Annotated in this window: 16 protein-coding genes; 6 read left to right on the top strand and 10 right to left on the bottom strand. The window is 61.2% G+C overall.

The window, feature by feature from the left end; translation table 11 throughout:
* Positions 1-161: 161 nt before the first annotated feature.
* The 3 genes from CXP40_RS17870 to CXP40_RS17860 all read right to left on the bottom strand — a co-directional run bounded on the left by CXP40_RS17870 (position 162) and on the right by CXP40_RS17860 (position 5,018).
* Entirely contained in the window at positions 162-1,721 is a 1,560-nt protein-coding gene (locus CXP40_RS17870) for an FGGY-family carbohydrate kinase (RefSeq protein ID WP_106734860.1), read from the bottom strand.
* Positions 1,722-1,839: 118 nt separating this feature from the next.
* Complete coding sequence (locus CXP40_RS17865; RefSeq protein ID WP_106734859.1) at positions 1,840-3,420, bottom strand: glycerol-3-phosphate dehydrogenase/oxidase; 1,581 nt, start codon at positions 3,418-3,420, stop codon at positions 1,840-1,842.
* Positions 3,421-3,422: 2 nt separating this feature from the next.
* Positions 3,423-5,018, bottom strand: coding sequence for an FAD-binding oxidoreductase (locus CXP40_RS17860; protein WP_106734858.1), 1,596 nt, complete (start codon positions 5,016-5,018; stop codon positions 3,423-3,425).
* A gap of 125 nt (positions 5,019-5,143) precedes the next feature.
* On the opposite strand from CXP40_RS17860, the gene CXP40_RS17855 reads away from it, so the two are divergent.
* Positions 5,144-6,178 carry an AraC family transcriptional regulator gene (locus CXP40_RS17855; RefSeq protein WP_106734857.1) on the top strand — a complete coding sequence of 345 codons (1,035 nt, stop codon included), beginning with the start codon at positions 5,144-5,146 and terminating at the stop codon, positions 6,176-6,178.
* Here CXP40_RS17855 and CXP40_RS17850 read toward each other — a convergent pair.
* The 4 genes from CXP40_RS17850 to CXP40_RS17835 are packed head-to-tail and all read right to left on the bottom strand — an operon-like array spanning position 6,175 to position 8,643.
* Entirely contained in the window at positions 6,175-6,774 is a 600-nt protein-coding gene (locus CXP40_RS17850) for a DoxX family protein (RefSeq protein WP_106734856.1), read from the bottom strand. The genes CXP40_RS17855 and CXP40_RS17850 overlap by 4 nt on opposite strands.
* Before the next feature lie 4 nt (positions 6,775-6,778).
* Positions 6,779-7,489 carry a DUF2063 domain-containing protein gene (locus tag CXP40_RS17845; RefSeq protein WP_106734855.1) on the bottom strand — a complete coding sequence of 237 codons (711 nt, stop codon included), beginning with the start codon at positions 7,487-7,489 and terminating at the stop codon, positions 6,779-6,781.
* Positions 7,486-8,328: a DUF692 domain-containing protein gene (locus tag CXP40_RS17840; protein WP_106734854.1), complete on the bottom strand. Its 843-nt coding sequence runs from the start codon at positions 8,326-8,328 to the stop codon at positions 7,486-7,488. The genes CXP40_RS17845 and CXP40_RS17840 overlap by 4 nt, the downstream gene beginning before the upstream one ends.
* Positions 8,329-8,349: 21 nt before the next feature.
* Positions 8,350-8,643 carry a hypothetical protein gene (locus tag CXP40_RS17835; protein ID WP_013714751.1) on the bottom strand — a complete coding sequence of 98 codons (294 nt, stop codon included), beginning with the start codon at positions 8,641-8,643 and terminating at the stop codon, positions 8,350-8,352.
* A 514-nt stretch (positions 8,644-9,157) separates the two neighbouring features.
* On the opposite strand from CXP40_RS17835, the gene CXP40_RS23710 reads away from it, so the two are divergent.
* The 3 genes from CXP40_RS23710 (at position 9,158) to CXP40_RS23700 (ending at position 11,150) form a co-directional block, all read left to right on the top strand.
* Positions 9,158-9,427, top strand: coding sequence for a hypothetical protein (locus tag CXP40_RS23710; protein ID WP_157831695.1), 270 nt, complete (start codon positions 9,158-9,160; stop codon positions 9,425-9,427).
* A 65-nt stretch (positions 9,428-9,492) separates the two neighbouring features.
* Complete coding sequence (locus tag CXP40_RS23705) at positions 9,493-9,957, top strand: hypothetical protein (RefSeq protein ID WP_157831694.1); 465 nt, start codon at positions 9,493-9,495, stop codon at positions 9,955-9,957.
* Between the two features lie 71 nt (positions 9,958-10,028).
* Positions 10,029-11,150, top strand: a complete 1,122-nt coding sequence (locus CXP40_RS23700) for a hypothetical protein (RefSeq protein WP_157831693.1) — start codon at positions 10,029-10,031, stop codon at positions 11,148-11,150.
* Between the two features lie 240 nt (positions 11,151-11,390).
* On the opposite strand, the gene CXP40_RS17830 is transcribed toward CXP40_RS23700, so the two are convergent.
* The 3 genes from CXP40_RS17830 to CXP40_RS17820 form a co-directional block, all read right to left on the bottom strand.
* Positions 11,391-11,624, bottom strand: coding sequence for an anti-sigma factor (locus CXP40_RS17830; protein WP_041977963.1), 234 nt, complete (start codon positions 11,622-11,624; stop codon positions 11,391-11,393).
* Positions 11,618-12,220, bottom strand: coding sequence for an RNA polymerase sigma factor (locus tag CXP40_RS17825; protein ID WP_106734918.1), 603 nt, complete (start codon positions 12,218-12,220; stop codon positions 11,618-11,620). Before CXP40_RS17825 ends, CXP40_RS17830 begins: the two co-directional genes overlap by 7 nt.
* Positions 12,221-12,435: 215 nt before the next feature.
* Positions 12,436-13,557: a beta-ketoacyl-ACP synthase III gene (locus CXP40_RS17820; RefSeq protein WP_106734917.1), complete on the bottom strand. Its 1,122-nt coding sequence runs from the start codon at positions 13,555-13,557 to the stop codon at positions 12,436-12,438.
* Positions 13,558-13,794: 237 nt separating this feature from the next.
* Here CXP40_RS17820 and CXP40_RS17815 point away from each other — a divergent pair, with 237 nt between their 5' ends.
* A complete protein-coding gene (locus CXP40_RS17815) occupies positions 13,795-15,405 on the top strand; it encodes an FMN-binding glutamate synthase family protein (RefSeq protein WP_106734853.1) in 1,611 nt (536 codons plus the stop codon).
* Between the two features lie 70 nt (positions 15,406-15,475).
* Positions 15,476-16,207, top strand: coding sequence for an ABC transporter substrate-binding protein (locus CXP40_RS17810; protein WP_106734852.1), 732 nt, complete (start codon positions 15,476-15,478; stop codon positions 16,205-16,207).
* The last annotated feature ends 1 nt before the right edge of the window (position 16,208 follow it).

Genomic DNA, 16,208 nt, shown 5'->3' with positions numbered 1-16,208 from the left:
TACGGAGGGCGATCTTTTTTGTAGGAGCCAGTGACGTAGGGCGGACTCAGGAGCGAAGCGAACAGTTCACTGTTCCTCGGTGCTACACAAGTCCAGCGGCGTACTGCTTCCGAGCGGCCGGCGTCCCGGTACGCCTTACGTCCATACACCCACCGCATGCCCTACGCCGGGTAGCCGGTGATCTTGCGAATGCGCTGGTACAGCGGCTTGAGCTGGCGGTACATGCGCTGATAGACCTGCGCGTAGAGCTGCTGGTAAACGTGCTGGGCCTCCGGGTTCGGCTGAAACACCTGACCAACCCGAGTCATGGCGGCGATGGCGCTCGGGTAATCCGGGTGCAAGCCCAGACCTACCGCGCAGTTGATCGCAGCCCCCAGCCCGCTGGTTTCGTAGAGGTGCGGTCGCTCGGCCGGCAAGCCGAAGATATCGGCCGTCAGTTGCATCGCCGCATCGCTCTGCGAACCGCCACCGGAAACGCGCAGGCGCTCGATACGGGTGCCTGAACGTTTTTCGATACGTTCCTTGCCCTGACGCAGCGCATAGGCCAGGCCTTCGAGAATGGCACGGTAGATATGCGCGCGGGTGTGTACATCACCAAAACCGATGATCGAACCCTTGGCCTCCAGCCCCGGCTCACGGATGCCCGGCGTCCAGTACGGCTGCAGCATCAGCCCCATGGAACCCGGCGGTACGGCGTTGACCAGCTCGTCGAACAGCGCCTCGGGCGACACGCCCAGCGCCTCGGCACGTTGCATCTCGCGTAGGCCGAACTCGCGCTTAAACCAGCTGACCATCCAGAAGCCGCGATAGATCATCACCTCGGTGTTGAAGTGATCCGGCAGCGCCGCAGGATAGGGTGGAATCAGGCGTACGGTTTCCAGATAACGGCTGCGTGTGGTGTTGATGGTCGCGGTGGTGCCGTACGAGAGGCACGCCGTGCTGGACTCCAATGCACCGGAACCCAGCACTTCGCAGGCCTTGTCGGCGCCAGCAGCAATCAGCGGCAGGCCTTCCGGAATACCGGTATGGCGGCTGGCCTCGGCGCTGATCTGACCCAGTCGTTCCCCCGGTTTGAACAGCTCGGGCAGTTGCTCACGGCGCACCTTAAGCGCTTGCCACTTCCAGTCGCCAGGCGTAGCCCAACGCAGGCGCTTGTAGTCGAACGGCAGGTAGGCCACGCAACTGCTGGTGGAATCGACGAAGCGACCGCACAGGCGATGGGTGAGAAACCCCGAAAGCAACAGCACCTTGTGCGTGCGCGCTGCTATCTCCGGCTGGTGCTGGGCGACCCAGTTGACCTCGGCCTGGCCACGAAAGTGATCGACCGCCTCTTCGGCGCGCACCAGCTTGAATAGCCAGCCCCACAGGCCCTTGATCCGCCCGGCCACCTCGGCACGACGCTGATCGAGCCAGAGAATCGCCGGGCGAAGCGGTGTGCCCTGCTCGTCGACGTGAATGATGCTGCCGCGCTGGGTGGTGACGGCAACGCCCTTGATCTGGCTGCGGTCGATAGCCACCTGCTGCCACAGCTGGCGGCAGGCCTCGCCGAGACTGGCCCAGTAGTACTCGGGGTCCTGCTCGGCCCAGCCAGGCTGGCTGGAGAAATAGGGGTCGAGCTCGACCTTGCCCTTGGCCAGCAGGTTGCCCTGAGTATCGAACAGCAGCGCCCGCACGCTCTGGGTGCCGTTGTCGATGCTCAGCAGGTAGCTTGGTTCGCTCAAGGTGTGACCTCTGCTTGGAATGCACGGTATTGCTGTAGGAGCGAGCTCTGCTCGCGAACGGGGGAGGCGCAAAAGTTTCGCGAGCAGAGCTCGCTCCTACGGATATTTGGCAACGTCATCATTCAGCACCCGGCAAGCTATAGCAGCGTTGCCATAGCGCCAGGTAGTTGGTTTCTTCGTTCTGCCAGCGTGCATCGCTCCAGCCCAGGCGCTGCTGGCACAGTGCGCGGATACGCGGCAGCTCGGCGCGGCCGCCCTCCAACAGCAGCAGACCCAGGCGCGTGCGGCGCAGAAGCAGATCGTCCAGATGCAGCACCAGCTCGCCTTCGGCAGCCCAGGCCAGTTCGGCCCACAAGGTGTCGCTACCGGCGACGCAATCAGCGCCGACTTCGTCGACCAAGCGCAGTACCTCACCCAGCTGACGACCATGGCGCCCAGCCAGACGGCGTTGCTGTGCCGGGCTCAAGGTCGGCATCGGTGTCGGCGTATTCGCAGCGAAGACCGCGCCGCCCTGATCGTCCACCGCTTCGCCGACGAATCCGGCGCAGGCACGCAGCACCTCCAGCGCCAGCAGGCGGAAGGTGGTCAGCTTGCCGCCGGCCAGCGTCACGCTGCCCGGCTCGATCCACAGCGCATGCTCGCGCTTTTCATCGGAGGGTTTCAGTGCGCTGCCACCATCGCTCACCACCGGACGCACGCCCGCCCAGGTCGACAGCACGTCGGCGCGGCTCACCTGTGCAGTGGGAAACTGCTGAGCACAAGCGGCCAGCAGGTAATCGACCTCCTCGGTGCTGATGGCGGCTTCATGATCGAGCTCGTCAGCATGATCCAGATCGGTGGTGCCGATCACCGTTGCGCCTTCCCAGGGGAAGACAAACACCGGCCGGCCATCGGCCGAGTGCATAAAGCTGAAGGCATGCGCCACCGGCAGACGCCAGCTCGGCAACAGCAGGTGGCTGCCGCGCAGCGGGCGGATGCGACCATTGCCAGGCTGACGCAGGCGATCGGCCCAGGCACCAGTGGCTTGCGCCACGGCGCGGCTGCGCAGGCGGTATAGCTCGCCCGTTTCCACATCCTCGGCGAGCACGCCGACCACCTGCCCCGCCTCGCGCAACAACTCGACCACGCGCATACCATTGAGCGCCTCGCCGCCTTCGGCACGCGCCTCGCCTAGCACACGCTGCACCAGGCGGGCATCGTCGGTCACCGCATCGAAGAAGCGCGTGCCACCGAGCAGGCCATCCTCACGAATGCCCGGCGCCAGATAACGCAGTTGCTGCAGCGGATAGAACAGGTGATTGCGCTTTCCGGCCAGGGCGTCGTACAGGCTGAGCAGGCCGCCAAAGACCTTCGGCCCGGGAAAACCGCCGCGGTAATGCGGCATGACAAAACTCAACGGTTCCACCAGCCCCGGCGCCTCGCCGAGCAGGCGCTCGCGCTCGCGCACCGAGTCGCGAGTCAGCCCCAGTTGGCCCTTGGCAACGTAGCGCAGGCCACCGTGCACCATCTTCGACGAGCGACTAGAGGTGCCCCAGGCAAAGTCGCGCTGTTCCAACAGCAGGCAGCGCCAGCCGCGCCGCGCCGCCTCTCGGAGGATGCCGGCCCCGCAGATGCCGCCGCCGATCACCAGCAGATCCCAGTCGCGCGCAGCCAACTCAGGCAGCGCGCGCATGCGCCAGGTGGCGTTCCAGGGTTCCATGCTCAGTCCTGCAGCAACACGCCAGGCGCCAGGCGCTGGTCGGGGTCGAAATGCGTGGCAAGGCTGCGCAGCGTGGCCATGCCCAGCTCGCCCTTCTCTGCCACCAGATAGGGAGCGTGGTCGCGACCGACACCGTGCTGGTGGCTGATGGTGCCGCGATTCTCGGCGATGGTGCGGCTGGCCGCTGCTTTCAAGCGCTGCCAGCGTGCCATCGCCTCGGCGTAGTCGCTGCCGGGGCGGAACACGTAGGTGGTGTAGATGCTCGAACCTTCGCCGTAGACGTGCGACAGGTGGGTGAAGACGTGTACCCGCTCGCCGTCGGCGGCCAGTTCGTCACGCAGGCTGGCCTCGACCTTGTTCAGCAGGTTGTCGACGTTCGACCAGTCGGAGGCGGTTTCCAGGGTATCCACCAGGTAGCCGCTCTCCCACAGACCATGACGCAGATAAGGGAAGCGAAAGCGGTTCTGCTCCCACTTCTTGCCCAGCAGGGTGCCGGTGAACACGCCGCCAAAACCTTTCAGCAGGCGCCGCGCCTGTTTCAGCGAGGCGGCGTTCTGCACCCGGCTGCCGGTGACGCCGAAGGTCAGCATGCACTTGCCGTCGCGGGCGCCGCGCAGGGCCAGGTATTTCTCCAGCAGCGCGATCTGCTGCGGGTGACCGGCCAGGGCCAGTTGGGTACGAGTTTCGATGGCGTTGGACAGGCGCAGCATGGACAGCGGCACGCGTGCCTGGGCCAGGCTGCGAATAGCGCTCAGCGCCTGCTGCCAGTTGGGCAGGAACACCGCGTAGAAACGCTCCTGCTCGGCCAGGCGACTGATGCGCACGCGCACTTCGGAGATCACCCCAAAGCGCCCTTCCGAACCCATCACCAGCTCGCGCAGATCAGGCCCGGCCGCCGAAGCCGGGAAGGTTGGAATCTCCAGGGTGCCAGCGAAGGTTTCCAGTTTGCCGCCGGCGAACAATTGCTCGATCCGCCCGTAGCGCAGCGACTGCTGGCCGCTGGAACGGCTGGCGACCCAGCCACCGAGCGTCGACAGCTCCCAGGATTGCGGAAAGTGGCCCAGCGTATAGCCACGCGCACGCAGCTGGCTTTCTACCTGCGGCCCATTGGCGCCGGGGCCGAAGGTGGCGATCAGGCTGTCCTCGTCGATATCCAGCAGGCGCGTCATGCGCTCCAGCGACAGGGTCAGCACCGGGCGCTGGCCGGCCTGCGGGTTAATGTGGCCGGCCACCGAAGTGCCGCCGCCGTAGGGAATCAGGGTCACGTCATGCTGTTGCGCCCAGGCCAGCAGCTCGCGGATCTGCTCGGCGCTTTCCGGGCAGGCGACGCCATCGGGAAACAGACCGAAGTCACCGGAGCGCATCGCCAGCCAGTCCGGCAGGCTCTGGCCACGGGCGTGGCGCACGCGCACTTCGGCATCCACGCTGATCAGCGGATGCGGCGCAAGGCGCGACGCCGGCACGCGCGCCAGCACATTCTGCAGGCTGGCATCGGCCAGACGCTGGCCAGGCCCGACCAGTTCGGCGAGAAAAGCCTCGCCATGAGCCGGCAATTCCACCTCGGTCCCCTCGTCACCCCATCCGTTCCAGCGTCGCATCGCATCCCCCATTCCGATCAGCACTTATGGCTGCCTATACTAGCCAGCCGCCGATTTCCGTCACTGTCGAATCGGGACAAGCACTATCGCCAATCAAGACAGGCACTCCAGAACAAGAAGAATCCATGGAAAACCTCGGCTATACCTCGGTTCCCGCCCTGCTCAAATACCTGCGTCAGGCCGAACAGCTCGGCCTGGACATCGACCGCGCCCTGGCCGCTGCCGGCATTGCCTCGCAGGACCTGGCCGACAATGGCAAGCGCATGCCCAGCGAAGTACATGAGCGCCTGCTGGCGCATCTGATCGAGGTGTCCGGCGATCCCCTGTTCGGCCTGCACGCCGCGCGTTTCGTCCAGCCCGGCTCGTGGAGCGTGCTTGGCTACATCGCCATGAACTGCGCCACCCTCGGCGAAGCCATGGGCCGCATCGTGCCCTACGAGAAACTGGTGGGCGACATGGGCACCAGCCGTATCGAAGCCGCCGAGGATCACATGCGGCTGATCTGGAGCTGCCGTCATCAGGCACCGGACGTGCGCCGCCATATGGTCGAGAACGTGCTCGCCTCCTGGCTGCTGTACGCCCGCTGGATCGCCGACTCCGAACACTCGCCGCGTGAGGTGTGGTTCGAACACGCGCAACCGGCAGGCACCGACCTGGCTGAATACCAGCAGCTGTTCGGCTGCCCGGTACGATTCGAACAACCCTGCAACGCCCTGCTGGTGCCGCTGGACTACCTTGGCGTGCCGCTGCGCCAGGCCGACGCCAACCTGCTGCGCACGCTGGAAGAACATGCCCTGACCCTGATGGCCGGTCTGGACGACAACGAGCCGCTACCGCGCCGGGTAAAGAACGCCCTGCGCCTGCTGCTCAAGGACGGCCTGCCGCGCAAGGAACGGGTGGCGGAAAAGTTCGACATGACCGTGCGCACCCTGCAGCGCCACCTGCAGCAGGCCGGCACCAGCTACCAGCAGATTCTTGACGAGCTGCGCCAGGAGCTGGCCGAGCACTACCTGCTGCGCAGCGATCTGGCGATCCAGGACATCGCCTGCTACCTCGGTTTCACCGAGTCACGCTCGTTCCACCGCAGTTTCAAGAGCTGGACCGGGCAGACGCCGGGCGAGTTTCGCGAAAGCCGGCGCCGGGACAATCCGCTGGGCTAGCGGGAAATTCTGAAGCGTCGCGCCAGCCAGTAATCGATGCTCAACCAGCGCCCTGCCCCGCTGAAGAACAGCGCCACCAGCATCACCAGGTAGGTGGCGGCGAATTCGATGCCATTGTTCAGCACCACGAACTTGCCGCTGCCGGTCAGCCAGTCGTAATTGCCGTGCTCACGCAGAATCGCCCGCGCCCGTTCGATCTTCTCCGCCGCCGCCAGCACGCGCTCGTTGGCAAAGGGCGCGGATGGGTCGGCAATCGCCTGCCAGCCATAGGGCCAGTGCACGGCGAAGATCGCCACCAGCATGGTGATGATCAGCGGAATGCTGATCCAGCGCACGGCAAAGCCGAACAACAACAGAATGGCGCCACCGGCCTCAGTCAGCGCCGCCGCCCAGGCCAGCAGTTCGGGAAATGGCAGGCCCAGGCCCCAGTCCGGGTTACCGAACCAGGCCGCGGTGGCGTCGATATCGGACAGTTTCTGCAGGCCGGCCATCCAGAACACCGGCACCAGATACAGGCGCAGCAACAGCGGGCCGAGAAAATCCAGGCGCCGGGTAGCCTCCAGCGCGTCCTGGAAGCGATTGAGCAAAGTGATCATGTGGTCAGTCCTCGGGATGCGGAAACCAGATATCGCGCGCCTGCCAGTCATCCAGCAGCGCGCGGGCGTTAGCGAAATAGTTGCGATCAGCGGCCAGGCCATGGGCCGTGGCCAACTCCAGCTGCGCCTGCACAGGCGGCTCGCCGGCCTGCAGCCGCAGCGCCAGCTGATAGGCGAACGGTGCTAGCTGCATGAAGCGCACCTGATCCTGGCGATCACGCCAGACCAGCAGGCAAGTCGGCTCTGCTGGCGGCTGCGTGGGGCAGTGTTCAGCACCGACCCTCTGCACCGGCCAGCGATACGCCAGCGGCCAGACCAATGGCGACCAACCGCGCTCAGGCAACTGCAAGTCGCTGACATCCAGCGCCAGCTGGACCCACTCGTAATGCGCCAGCTCCAGCATGAACGCAGGGTCGTCAGGCTCGGCGCGATAACCCTGCTGCAGCCAGGCAATAAACTCCTGACTGATCTCGAGAAAGTACGGCGTGCTCGCCCGATGCTCGGCGAAGAACGCGCGCAGCAACCGCTGCCAGCGCTCGGCTCCGAGAACCCCGCGCAGCACCGGAAAGGCACCACCCACCAGGCTGGCGACGTTGTTGAAGAACAGCTCCTCGTAGATCGCCATGCGCTCGGCCGTGACACCCGGCAGCAAGGCCTGCGCCTCAGGCTGGCGAATACGTACAGCGAAGTCGCGCTGCTGCTGAACGCCGCTCATGTGCCGTACCTGCTCAGCGGTTGCACGGCCTGTTGCAGGCTGCGGATATGCGCCAGTTCGGCATACAGCTCGGCCAGCGGCGGGAAGTTGAAGTCGCGCTCCAGCAGCGTCGGGCGTACGCCATGCTGCGCGTAAGCGCTGCTCAGCAGTGCCCACACCGGGTCGATCACCGGCGCACCATGGGTGTCGATCTTCAGGTCTGCCGCCTGGTCGTAATGACCGGCGACGTGCAAATAGGCGATGCGCTCACTCGGCATCGCGGCAATATAGGCCTCGGCATCGAAGCCGAAGTTCAGGCTGTTGACGTAGACGTTGTTGATGTCCAGTAACAGCTGGCAGTCGGCACGCTCCAGCACGGCGCGAACGAAATCCGCCTCGTCCAGCTCACCAGGCAGACGTGCATAGGCCGAGACATTCTCGATGATCAGCGGCCGCTCCAGCACGTCCTGCACGATGCGCACGCGCTCGGCGATGCGCGCCACCGACTCGTCGGAAAACGGTAGGGGCATCAGGTCATATAGCTGACCGTCGTCGGCACAGGCCGACAGGTGCTCGCTATAGGCCAACATGCCATGCGCGTCGAGAAAACCCTTGATGGCGTGCAGCAACTCCAGGTTCAGCGGCGCGAAGCCGCCGAGGTTGAGGGACAGACCATGGCACAGCAACGGCCGGCGCTCGCTCAGGGCGCGCAACTGCTTGCCCAACCGGCCACCGACACCGATCCAGTTCTCCGGCGCCACTTCGAGAAAGTCGGCGCCGCTGGCACCATCGCCGACCAACTCGGCGAGCAGTCCGCGACGCAGGCCGAGACCGGCGCCAGTGAGGTTTGCGAGGTGCATGATCCGTCCTCCCCTGCGCCCTTACTCGCTCTTCTCGCCGCCGCACTTACCTTCGCCGCATTTACCCTCGGCGTCGGCTTTTTTCTCGCCACCACATTTGCCCTCGCCGCACTTGCCCTCTGCGTCGCCTTTCATCTCGCCACCGCATTTGCCTTCGCCACAGGAACCTTCCTGCGCCTTCTCGGCAGCGGCCAGGCTGTAGCCGCTGGCCAGTTCCTGTGCCGCGAAGGGGTTGCTCGCGGCATGGGCAGTGAACGCCATGGAAGTCAGCAGCGCAGCGCCCAGGGTGGCAGTCAGGGTATTGAGTTGTTTCATGGCATCTCTCCATCGGTTTCGAATGCGGGGCCGGATTGGCGCCCTCGCAGCAATGGACGAGGCAGGGATGCGGGCGTTACAGCGGGCGAAAAAGTTTTTCGTAGCCCTGATGAAATCCGGGGGTTTTGCCCGCCCCCAGTCGCGGCTACGACTGCATGGATGCAGGAGGCAGAGCGAAGCAGGATGCCAGAGCCGAAAGCCCCTCCCACAGGCACAAAAACATCCACCGCACCCGTGGGAGGCGCTTCAGCGGCGAGGCTTTCGATAGACAGTAGCCCGAACAGCCAGCGCAAACGGTGGATGAAAAAGTGTCATCCACCGCGCGCGGTGCGCCAAGCGTAATGCTGAAGCAAAAAGAGGAGGTCAAGCGAATACAGCGGACTGCCGGAGCACAGCGATAAGGCCATGACGGGAAAGGATTTTTAGTGCGAAGCGAAACGGGATGGTGCGGAGTTAGATGGAAGGCTCTACTATCAGATTAGTATCGCCCTCCATCTAATCACTGTTATAGCCCATGAAGAAAATCTATCTACTTGACAGAAATGCGGTATCTATAATCAAAGACAGTAATTCTGGAAAGCCTCAAGAAGGGGATAAATTAGAATTACTCAAAAAGATTAAATCTCTGGACAACAAAAAGTCCGTATTTAGCCCTTTACTTTCAATTCTTGAAGGCCAGCGAGGAAGACGAGAAACAAAAGAAGAAATAAATGAGACTATAGCAAAAGAATCAAGTCATATAGGACGTTTTTTAAACGTGCAAAAACTGACAGCGACTTCCTAGCAAAGAATAATGCGCTTATATCAGAGCTAATTTCCGGTGAGCGTGAGTTAAATTTTGACGGATACATGAGCTTTCTAGATTACGCAAGAAAACATATTTACCAACCTCTTTCAGAAACCAAAAAACATGAAACACTGGAAGATTTAATCAAGCATGCAAACTCTTTAGGTATTCCGCTAGGACACCCAGTTGTTATGTGTTGCGCAGCCAAAATTTTTGGCAGCCAAGAAGCCAGAAAAGTAGTGAAGCCTAGAATAGCAAAATATAATGCGCACAACGCATTGAGTGACATAATATCAATCTCAAGAATCAACAATATAAAATCCCTAACAAGAAACGACAATATCATATTTAAACTTATTACTCTTGACGCTGCATTGGAAAAATTCATTTCAATGGTGTCAGTTATCGAAGTTACGCCCTCAAACGATGGATGTTTTCAACGCCTATCATATAGTCGTGAGTTATTCCCCGATCTAGGAGAAAGTGAATATCAAAATCTGATGAAGCGGCTAGGAGGCCAGCTATAACAACTGGTTCAAATCGCTCGCTGGGACGAGCTAAAGCCCACCCCTTAACCGAACGTTAATCCGAAGGCTTTATGAGCATAAAAGTTCCTATTTACATAGCTAACCCCAGCCCTTTTCGATTGATCTTGAGGGATGAAAGTGACGCATGGAAGTGTACTATTCAGCAAATTAACAACAACAGCTATGACTACGTTAAGCTCCATAGAGCATCAAAGTTTTTCGACGCTGAAATTGCAAAGCCATTTCCATTATGCGTGGCTTATGATGGGAGTTTCATCTTGCCTGCGATTAAAGAGTATTCTTCTCTTGAGGCAACGCTTAGTGAGTTCAACAGGATTTTTGCGTCAATACTTTTAGGTGGGGTTTACATAGAAAGTGTAGAGCCACAGGATTTGTCACAAGGAGAGATGACAGAGGCTGGGTACTTTCGGCATCTCCGAACCTTTGGAGGGAATGGTGTTTTACACCAAGCATTAGGAAATCAGGATGCTGGTAGTAGCGATAGGATAAAGCTTATAGACCCTCCAGCCATATTGGCGTCAGAGGTTCAGTCTGCCTACCTATACGGGGCTAAAATACTAAAATCCATTGGAAACTTGTCGCCTTCATTGTTGGTTACAGGATTTACAAATTACATCAATAGGCAAACGAAAGAGTCGCTAACTCATTCATGGATATCTATTGAACAACTTCTGGATCATATCTGGCATTGTGTCATAGTAGCCGACTCAAGGCGCAGTCACATTCATAAAAGAAGAAAGTTTTTAGAATCACAACAATGGACAGCCGCACATAAGTCAGAACTACTTTTTCAGAAAGGTATAATTTCGGAAGAAGCATACGATAATTTTAGCTCTGTCCGTGACGAGCGCAATAAATTCATTCATGGAGGGGCCGAGCCTTCGTTTGAAAGCGCTAATGCTGCACTGAGTGTATTGGTCGAGCTCTTGGTATGTGCATGCAAACTTGGCGACATGGATTTCAATAGAAAAAACCTAGATTGTTATTTATCTAAGCACGATTCGAAAAGCCCGGGCCGACACATAGGTAAAGCCGGAGAGATTGATTGGTCTAAAGTCCAGTATTGGAAAGAGATCCCAAGAATCCCAGGGGAAGAAAGGTGGGAGGGAGACTTTGAAAAGTTCGAGGACATTACTCTTCAGCCGATTGACCCGAATAGTTCCAATGGTTAGCAGCAAGTAGCCTGGGTAGAGCACAACGAAACCCAGGGGAGATTCGATGGGTTTCGCGTTGCTCTACCCATCCTACGGTGCTGCTCTTGCATGCGAGTTTTGCCGGAAGTTGCTTAGCTGTGGGGCGCTAGCAAGTAGCCCGAACAACCACCGCAAACGGTGGATAAAAAAGCGTCGGCTACGCGCCCCGATCCACCCTACGCGTGAGGCCGCAGCCAAGCCGTCCAGCAAGCACGCAAATCACCCCTGATTACGCCGATCCTGCGCCAGGCGCTCGGCCAGGGCGTCGAGTTCGGGTAACTCCTCATCCGGCATCTGCCGGATCACCGCCTGGGTCAGCTTCATCTGCCGGATGAAACGCCGGCAGTTGCCGCACATGGCCAGGTGGGCGCGTACGGCCAGGCGCTGGCGGAGGGTCAGTTGGCCGTCGAGATAATCGCTGGAGTGAGCGACCAGTTCCTTGCAGGTCAGCATTGGCCTGTCTCCTCGAAATGTTCCAGGATTGCAAAGACTTTCAGGCGTGCCCGGTGCAACAGCACACGGGCATTGGAGAGTGAGATGTCGAGAAGATTACAGATCGCCTCCAGCTCCAGACCCTGTCGCTCGCGCAGCACCAGCACGCTGGCCTGCAACTCGGACAGGCTGGCCAATGTGTGCTCCAGGCAATCGCGCAGTTCGTCTTCGGTGAGCAGGGCTTCGGGGCTGTCCTGATGCCAGGCATGGGGTGCCAGCAGCCAGTGGCCGTCATCGGAGAAACGCTCGTCACCCACCGTGCCATGGGGCGCAGCCAAGTCATCGAGCAGTACCTCGCGACGGTTGTGCTTGAGACGGGTCTTGGCGGTATTGGCGGTGATGGTCAGCAGCCAGGTCTTGAGGCTGGAGCGCCCCTGGAAGCCTGCCAGGCTGCGCACTACGGCGAGCCAGGCATCCTGCACCACCTCATCGGCGTGGCGGCTGCCGACGATGGCGTAAGCCACCGCTCGCATCGCCCCCTGGTAGCGAGCGACCAGCTCGCGATAGGCCTTCTGCTCACCGGTGAGCAGACGATCCAACAGATCGGTATCGGACATAGAACTCCCATGGTAGGGCCAGGCGCGCACGAGCAAACCCTGTACGAACCTGTTCACGATCTGCTGCGCGTCGGCCATGCTGCGTTGAAACCAACCTCAAAATGCTCATTTACGGCTCGTAAACTGGGCTTTTTCGGCTGCTTTCGCCTTGCCTGGCTCTAGCTCGCTAGATCGTGAAACAGGTTCTACGCGCGTCAGGCATTCCTACAGAGAGTTCAACGCTTGCGCAAAATTACACTGCCGATCGAATAACCGGCACCAAAGGAGCTTAGAACACCCAGGCTGCCCGCCGGCAGGTCGTCCTGGTTCTTGTGCAGGGCGATCACCGAGCCGGCCGAGCTGGTGTTGGCGTAGGTGTCGAGAATCACCGGTGCCTCGTGCGGCTCGGCGTCGCGACCGAGCAGCTTGCGCGCGATCAGCAGGTTCATGTTGAGGTTGGCCTGGTGCAGCCAGAAGCGCTTGACGTCGCTGACGTTGAGCTGGTTTTCCGCCAGGTGCGCGGCGATCAGCTCGGCGACCATCGGGCAGACGTCCTTGAACACCTTGCGGCCTTCCTGCACGAACAGTTTGTCGCGGGCGCCAACGCCCTCTTCCGCGGCGCGGTTGAGGAAGCCGAAGTTGTTGCGGATGTTGTTGGAGAACTGGGTCAGCAGCTTGGTGCTGACTACGTCGAACTGGTGCTGGGAGGTAGCCAGGTCGGCACGCTCGATGATCACTGCGGTGGCGGCGTCACCGAAGATGAAGTGGCTGTCGCGGTCGCGGAAATTCAGGTGACCGGTGCAGATCTCCGGGTTGACCATGAGGATGGCGCGAGCCTGGCCGGTCTGGATCGCGGTAGTCGCAGCCTGAATGCCGAAGGTGGCCGAGGAGCAGGCCACGTTCATGTCGTAGCCCCAACCGTCGATGCCCAGCGCGGCCTGCACTTCGATGGCCACCGCCGGGTAGGCGCGCTGCAAGTTCGAGCAGGCGACGATCACCCCATCTATATCAGCGACGGTCTTGCCGGCCCGCTCCAGCGCCTGCTTGGCAGCGCCCACGGCCATTTCGCAGAGGATGCCCCAGTCTTCGTTGGAACGCTCGGGAATGCTCGGCACCATGCGCTGCGGGTCGAGAATGCCGGCCTTGTCGATGACGAAGCGGCTCTTGATGCCCGACGCCTTCTCGATGAAGCCGCTGCTGGACTCGCTCAGCGCCTCCACCTCACCGCGGGCAATGGCCTCGGCATTATCGGCGTTGAACTGCTGCACATAAGCATTGAAGGATGCCACCAGCTCGTCGTTGGAAATGCTGTTGGCCGGGGTATAGAGGCCGGTACCACTGATGACGACGTTATGCACGCTCATTCCTCTTCTCGGCCGCTGGCGGCCTCAGGCAGTAGGCCGGCGACAATGGCGCAGGCCGAAAATCGGGAGACTTGGGCCAAGCTCTTGCGACGGTTGGCTCCGGGCCACTGAGTGTGCCACAGGGCGATGGGGTTCGTCCTTAGCCCTTGAGAGTGTCTAGGTGGACAGAACATGACCCAATATAGCCGTTTGGTCTAAAGTCTTATCTTGATCCGTGTCTCTGGAGTTTGCATGAACCTCTCCCTGCTCAGCCGCTACGCTTTTTTCGCTTTCTGCGTGCTGTTCACCCTGGCCAGCCTGCCTTTCCTTGGCCACGAGTGGATGTGGCCGTTCACCCTGCTCAGTGGCGTACTCAGCCTGATCGGTATCGGCGACCTGCTGCAGACGCGCCATGCAGTGCGGCGTAACTACCCGATCCTGGGCAACATCCGCTACCTGGTCGAAGGTATCCGCCCGGAGATTCGCCAATACCTGCTCGAAGGTGACGCTGAGCAACTGCCCTTCTCCCGCGCCCAGCGCTCGCTGGTGTATTCCCGCGCCAAGAACGAAGGTGCCGACAAACCCTTCGGCACCTTGAGCGACGTATACCAGAACGGTTTCGAGTTCATCAGCCACTCAATGCGCCCGGCGCCGCTGACCGATCCGTGCAGCTTTCGCGTGGAGATTGGTGGGCCGCAATGCAGCCAGCCGTACTCGGCGTCCCTGTTCAACATCTCGGCGATGAGCTTCGGCTCGCTCAGCGCCAATGCCATTCGTGCCCTCAACGAAGGGGCGAAACTCGGCGAGTTCTACCACGACACCGGCGAGGGCAGCATCAGCCCCTATCACCGTGAGCACGGTGGCGATCTGGTCTGGGAACTGGGCAGCGGCTACTTCGGCTGCCGCGCCTCGGACGGACGCTTCGACCCCGAGCGCTTCGCCGTCCAGGCCGCCAGCCCGCAGGTGAAGATGATCGAGATCAAGCTCAGCCAGGGCGCCAAGCCGGGCCACGGCGGCATCCTGCCCAAGCACAAGATCACCGAAGAGATCGCCAACACCCGCGGTATTTCCATGGGCGAGGATTGCGTCTCGCCGTCGCGCCACAGCGCCTTTTCCACTCCGGTCGAGCTGCTGCAGTTCATCGCGCAATTGCGTGAGCTGTCGGGCGGCAAGCCCGTCGGCTTCAAGTTCTGCCTGGGCCATCCCTGGGAGTTCATGGGTATCGTCAAGGCCATGCTGGAGACCGGCATCCTGCCTGACTTCATCGTCGTCGACGGCAAGGAAGGCGGCACCGGCGCAGCGCCGCTGGAGTTCACCGATCACCTGGGCGTGCCGCTGCGCGAGGGCCTGTTGTTCGTGCACAACACCCTGGTCGGCAGTAACCTGCGCGACAAGATCAAGCTCGGCGCCAGCGGCAAGATCGTCAGCGCCTTCGACATTGCCCGCGTGCTGGCCATCGGCGCCGACTGGGCCAACTCGGCGCGCGGTTTCATGTTCGCCATTGGCTGCATCCAGAGTCAAAGCTGCCACACCAACAAGTGCCCAACCGGCGTGGCGACCCAGGACCCGCTGCGCCAGCGCGCACTGGTGGTCGAGGACAAGGCCCAGCGCGTCTTCAACTTCCACCGCAACACGCTCAAGGCACTGGCCGAAATGCTCGCCGCCGCCGGCCTCGATCACCCGGCACAGATCGATGCCAAGCACCTGGTGCAGCGCATGTCCGCCACCGAGATCAAGCTGTTCTCGCAGCAGCATGTGTTCCTCGCGCCTGGCGAGTTGCTTAGCGGCCAGATCGAAGGCGAGTTCTACGAGCGCATGTGGCGCATGGCGCGCGCCGACAACTTCGAGTCGGCGCCGGCCTGAGCGGCCATCGTCCAGTCTGTTACGGCCAAGCTCGGCGCGACCTCGCTTAACGTCTTGAACCGGTAACCGCATGCGCCTTTCGCTATCCGCTCTGCTGCTTCTGCTGTGCCTCGCAGCCTCGGCCGAGGAGCAGCGCCCACTGCGCTTCTCGGTGACCGAGAGCTGGGCCATGCCGATGATAAAGATCGTCGATGGCCAGGCCGCGGGCGGGATTCTCTACGATCTGCAAATGCGCCTGGCGCAGAAGGTCGGCCGCCGCGTAGAGATGCTGGTGCTACCACGCCTGCGCGTTCAACGTTTGCTGGTCAGCGGCGGAATCGACGTGCGCTGCTACGTCAATCCTGACTGGCTCGTCGAATCCCATCACCAGTACATCTGGAGCCTGCCCTTCATGGTGCAGCGCGACCTGATCGTCGCGCGCAACGCCGACCCTGACTTCAAGCTGGAGCAGTTGCGGGATGAGCGCGTGGGTACGGTGCTGGGCTTCAGCTATCCAAATCTGGAGCCGCTGCTGACCACAGGGGCGATACACCGCGAAGACGCCCGCACCCAGGAACTGGCCCTGGAGAAACTCGGGGCCGGCCGCTACCGCTATGCCATCAGCAATCACCTGGCGCTGGCCTGGTTCAATCGCGACCTGCCGCCCGACCAACACTTGCATGCGCTCGGTGAAATCAGCGCTGACCTGATCGCCTGCATCGTCCGCGACGAGCCGGATGTACCGACCCAGGCACTGCTGCGTGCCCTGGTGCAGATGAGACAGGATGGCGAGTTCGAGGCCATCCTCGCTCGCTATCGCTGAC

This window comes from Pseudomonas sp. YY-1 (assembly GCF_002843095.1).
In the GTDB taxonomy this organism is placed as follows: domain Bacteria; phylum Pseudomonadota; class Gammaproteobacteria; order Pseudomonadales; family Pseudomonadaceae; genus Aquipseudomonas; species Aquipseudomonas sediminis_A.
Note: the sequence above shows the minus strand (reverse complement) of the source record. Positions and strands in the feature narration are given on the sequence as shown.